2 protein-coding genes are annotated in these 4,278 nt (G+C 59.0%); both read left to right on the top strand.

Annotation, left to right across the window (positions count from 1 at the left end; genetic code table 11):
• The first annotated feature begins 56 nt into the window (after nucleotides 1-56).
• Nucleotides 57-1,331 (top strand): DNA methyltransferase, encoded by a 1,275-nt coding sequence (locus AC2VLV_RS16540; protein WP_486991007.1) that lies wholly within the window; start codon nucleotides 57-59, stop codon nucleotides 1,329-1,331.
• A complete protein-coding gene (locus AC2VLV_RS16535) occupies nucleotides 1,331-4,210 on the top strand; it encodes a DEAD/DEAH box helicase family protein (protein WP_486991006.1) in 2,880 nt (959 codons plus the stop codon). The genes AC2VLV_RS16540 and AC2VLV_RS16535 overlap by 1 nt, the downstream gene beginning before the upstream one ends.
• The last annotated feature ends 68 nt before the right edge of the window (nucleotides 4,211-4,278 follow it).

The following is a 4,278-nucleotide window of genomic DNA, read 5'->3' as shown; positions in this document are numbered from 1 at the left end:
CGGGTCTCCAGTAGATCTGAGGGGGCTCACTGCATAACGGCTCACACGCCGGTGCCGTGGACTGCAGACGGAAGTATTTCAGCAGCCTGTTAGGCATCGACAACCCTGATGTTGGTGTCGAGGCGCTTAATGATATTGCACAAAGAATCGAAATTAAGAATGTCAATGCTGTCGCTGATCAGCTCTCTATTCCAACGGCTGATCGTGAAAGTTGGAAGTTCGAAAATGCCGATCGCATCGTTCAAATTGTTGCTGTCACTCCCGGCTTGCGTGATCTCGTGGCGAAAGAATCCCAAGGTCATAACAGGCCATTTTTGGTTGTGACTACAACAAAGGGCAATCGATATCTTGTGAAGCGTTGTGACGCTGATGCGGCCAGCCGCCCTAGGCTTCAAGTTTCTTTTGCCTCAAGCAACCTCCAGACGCACCCTGGCGATTTCTGGCAAGATATTTCCACAACAGGTCTTGATAACGAGGGTGGGGTTGACTTTAAAAACGGAAAGAAACCAATAAAGCTAATCTCCAGAATGCTCGAGGCTGCTCGGACAGAGGGCAGTACGGTTGTTGATTATTTTGCTGGGTCAGGCACTACCATCGAAGCTGTGATAAATCGCTGGCAAGTCGAAGCGAAGCGAACCAAATTGATCGCCTGCGAGTCCGATCATCAGACATTCAATACCAAGACATTGGCAAGATTGCAAAAGGCGATTGCGTCTGCCAACGCATCCTCCATTTTCAAAGTATTAAAGCTGGAGGGCTACGAAGACACCCTGAACAACCTGCAACTGCGCCGCACGTCCGCGCAGGGCGATCTGCTGAACACGCTGCCGCAGCAGGCCAAGGACGACTACCTGTTCAACTACCTGCTGGACGTGGAGAGCCGTGGCTCGTTGCTATCGGTGGAAGACTTCAAGAGGCCCTTCGACTACACCCTCAACGTGGCGGTGGACTCGGCGGGCGCGTTCGAGCCGCGCAAGATCGATCTGGTCGAAACCTTCAATTTCCTGATCGGCCTGCGCGTGAAGCACATCGACGCCCAGCCGCAGCGCGGCTTTGTCACCGTTACCGGCACGCTGCCCAGCGGTGAAAGCTGCCTCGTGCTGTGGCGCGATTGCGATGTGCTGGACTACGAAGGCATCAGCAAGCTCTGCGACAAGCTGGCCATCAACCCGGCGGACAACGAGTTCGACGTGGTCTACATCAACGGCGACCACAACATTCCCACCGTGCTGACGCAGACGGCCGAGGAAGGCGGTGCCACCCGCGTGCTCAAGCTGCGCCAGATCGAGCCGGAATTTCTGGAGCGCATGTTCTCCGTGGAGGACATCTGATGGCACGGCCACGCAAGACCCCTGTCGCCGGTTTGGGCGCAAGCGGCGCAGCCGGTTCCACTCGCGGCGGCAAGAAGCGCAGCTTCCATCAGGAATTGGTGCTCAACCGCTGGGTGCTGGGCTTCTTTCAGGGCGGCACGCTGGCGGCACTCAAGATGCGCTTGGGCGATGACCGCTTTGAGGGCATCGACGAGGACGGCCAGACCAAGTTCTTCCACGAACTGATCCGAGGCTTGTTCGATCCCAACAAGGTGCCCGAGGCCGACCTGCGGCGCTACGACTTGAACGTCGTCGCCCACTGGCAGGCCATCACCGCCCAGCGCAACAAGCTGGAAGGCCACGAACTTCAGATGAAGTACTTCCAGTACCTCTCGCTGCTGTTCACCGAGCTGTATCTGGACTGGTACTTCAACCACCGTCAGGACTTGCTCGATGGCCTGAACGAGGAAATGACGCGCTACCGCGCTGAGACGGGCGCGGAACCCTTCCGCGATTTCGAAGTGGACGACCTGAACAAGATCGCCTTCTGGAATGCCACCGGCAGCGGCAAGACCCTGCTGCTGCACGTCAACATCCGCCAGTACCTGCACTACTTCCAGGCGGGGCGCAGCGATCACTACCCGAGCAAGATCATCCTGCTCACGCCCAACGAAGGGTTGAGCCGTCAGCATCTGGAGGAGCTGCACCTGTCCGGCTTCGGGTTCTCGCAGTTCTTCAACAAGGCCCAGTCACCCGCGCGCGGCACCATCGAAATCATCGACATCAACAAGCTGGGCGATGAGATGGGCGACAAGACCGTCGCCGTGGATGCCTTCGAGGGCAACAACCTAGTGTTGGTGGACGAAGGCCACCGTGGTACTGGCACGGCGGCAGGCGCGTGGATGGCGCGGCGCGATGCGCTGGTGCGCGGTGGTTTTGCCTTCGAGTACTCGGCCACCTTCGGGCAGGCAGTGGCTAAGGGCATGATCGTGGCGGCGGCGGAAGAAGACATCCAGAAGAAGCGCGCCAAGATGTTGTTCAACACCACTAGTCTGCGCAGTCTGGACGACGGGCAGAAGGCACAACTTGCGCTGACCGCCGAGGACAAGCGCCGCGCGCGCATCACCGCTACGCGCGAGATTTACGCCAAGTGCATCCTGTTCGATTACTCGTACAAGTTCTTCTATGAGGACGGCTACGGCAAAGAGTCGCTGATCCTCAACATGAGCGGAGAGGCCTACGAGCAGGCGGATAACGCGCGCAAGTATTTCACCGCCTGCCTGCTGGCCTACTACCAACAGCTCTGGCTGTGGAGCACGCACCGCTCGGCGCTTGCCGACTTCAACATCGAAAAGCCGCTGTGGGTGTTCGTGGGCAACACGGTGTCAGGCGAGGAGTCGGACATCCTGGAAGTGGTGAACTTCCTCGCCGATTTCCTGAACAGCGACGCGCAGATCAAGAGCTGGCTGGTCGACCTGATTGCGGACAAAGCGCAGATTCTGGATGCCAAGGGCAACAACATCTTCAGCGGGCGTTTCACGCCCCTGATGGGGTTCGGCGGTCGCGTGGATGAGCTGTACGCCGACATCCTGCTGCGGGTGTTCAATGCCTCCGCCCGTCAGCGCTTGAAACTGGTCAACATCAAGAACAGCAAGGGTGAGCTGGCGTTGCGCGTGGGCGATGCAGAGCCCTTCGGCCTTATCAACATCGGCGACGATGCGGGCTTCTTCGGGATGGCAGAGGACGTCGAAGCCTTCGACAGCGAACGCGACGACTTCGGCGGCGCGCTGTTCGGCACGCTGAACAACAAGGACAGCCGCCTCAACGTGCTGATCGGCTCGCGCAAGTTCACGGAAGGCTGGAGCAGTTGGCGCGTGTCCACGATGGGTCTGCTGAACATGGGCCAGGGTGAAGGCTCGCAGATCATCCAGTTGTTCGGACGCGGGGTGCGCCTCAAAGGCAAGGGCTTCTCGCTCAAGCGCACCTTGCCGCAGGACCGGCCCAAGGGCGTGCATCTGGACAAGCTGGAGGCGCTGAACATCTTCGGCGTGCGCGCCAGCTACATGGCCGCGTTCAAAGACTACCTGCGCGAGGAAGGCATCACGCCCAGCGACGAAGTTCTCGAGCTGGACTTCCCGACACGGGCCAACCTGCCCAAGGGCAAGCTCAAGACCCTGGCGCTGAAGGATGGCTACAAGGACAACCAGAAACTCGGGTTCAAGCGCACGCACTTCCCGTGGCTGTACGAAATTCCTCCGCAGTTCCAGGGCAAGATCAAGCCACCCCATGTGGTGCTCGACCTGTACCCGCGCGTCGAGGCGCTGTCCAGCAAGGACAAGGGCACAGCCCCCACGACTGAAGCCCGCAACAAGGGCAAGCTGAACCAGACACTGTTCCCGGCTTTCAACTGGGATCGGGTCTATTTGGCCTTGCAGGATTACAAGCTGCAGCGCAGCTGGAGCAACTTGCGGCTGGAACGGCAGAAGCTGATCGACTTCTGCGTGGGCGCGCAGGACTGGTACACGCTGTTCATTCCGGCGGCGGAACTGAACGTGACGACCTTCGCCGATATCCGCAAGCAGGAAGACATCCTGCTGCGACTGCTGACGGACTACACCGACCGCTTCTACAAGGCCCTGAAGACCGGCTACGAAGGCCAGTTCTACGACATTACCCACATCGACGAAAACCACGGGTCGATGCTCAAGCTGTACCAGTTCGAGATCGAGAACAGCGACGACGGTCTGGAGTATCAGGCGAAGCTGGAAGTGCTGAAGAAGCTGGTGGCGGACGGCAAGATCGGCGAGGCCAGAAAATGGAACGCGCCGCACATGGTGGCCATCAGCTTCGACCGTCACTTGTATTACCCGCTGTGTAAGCGTCCCGCCAACCCCTCTTGACACCCGAAGTGAAGGTCAGGTGCTGGCGGCAGGGGTGTTGGTTTTTGCCCAGTTATGCGGCAGCAATT

The sequence above is a fragment of the Thiomonas sp. TH-17 genome (assembly GCF_057473305.1).
This window is presented reverse-complemented; position numbering and strand designations above follow the sequence as displayed.

Excerpts from the sequence above, each read along its gene's own strand:
- AC2VLV_RS16535 (WP_486991006.1), top strand. The coding sequence starts at position 1,331 with ATGGCACGGCCACGCAAGACCCCTGTCGCCGGTTTGGGCGCAAGCGGC.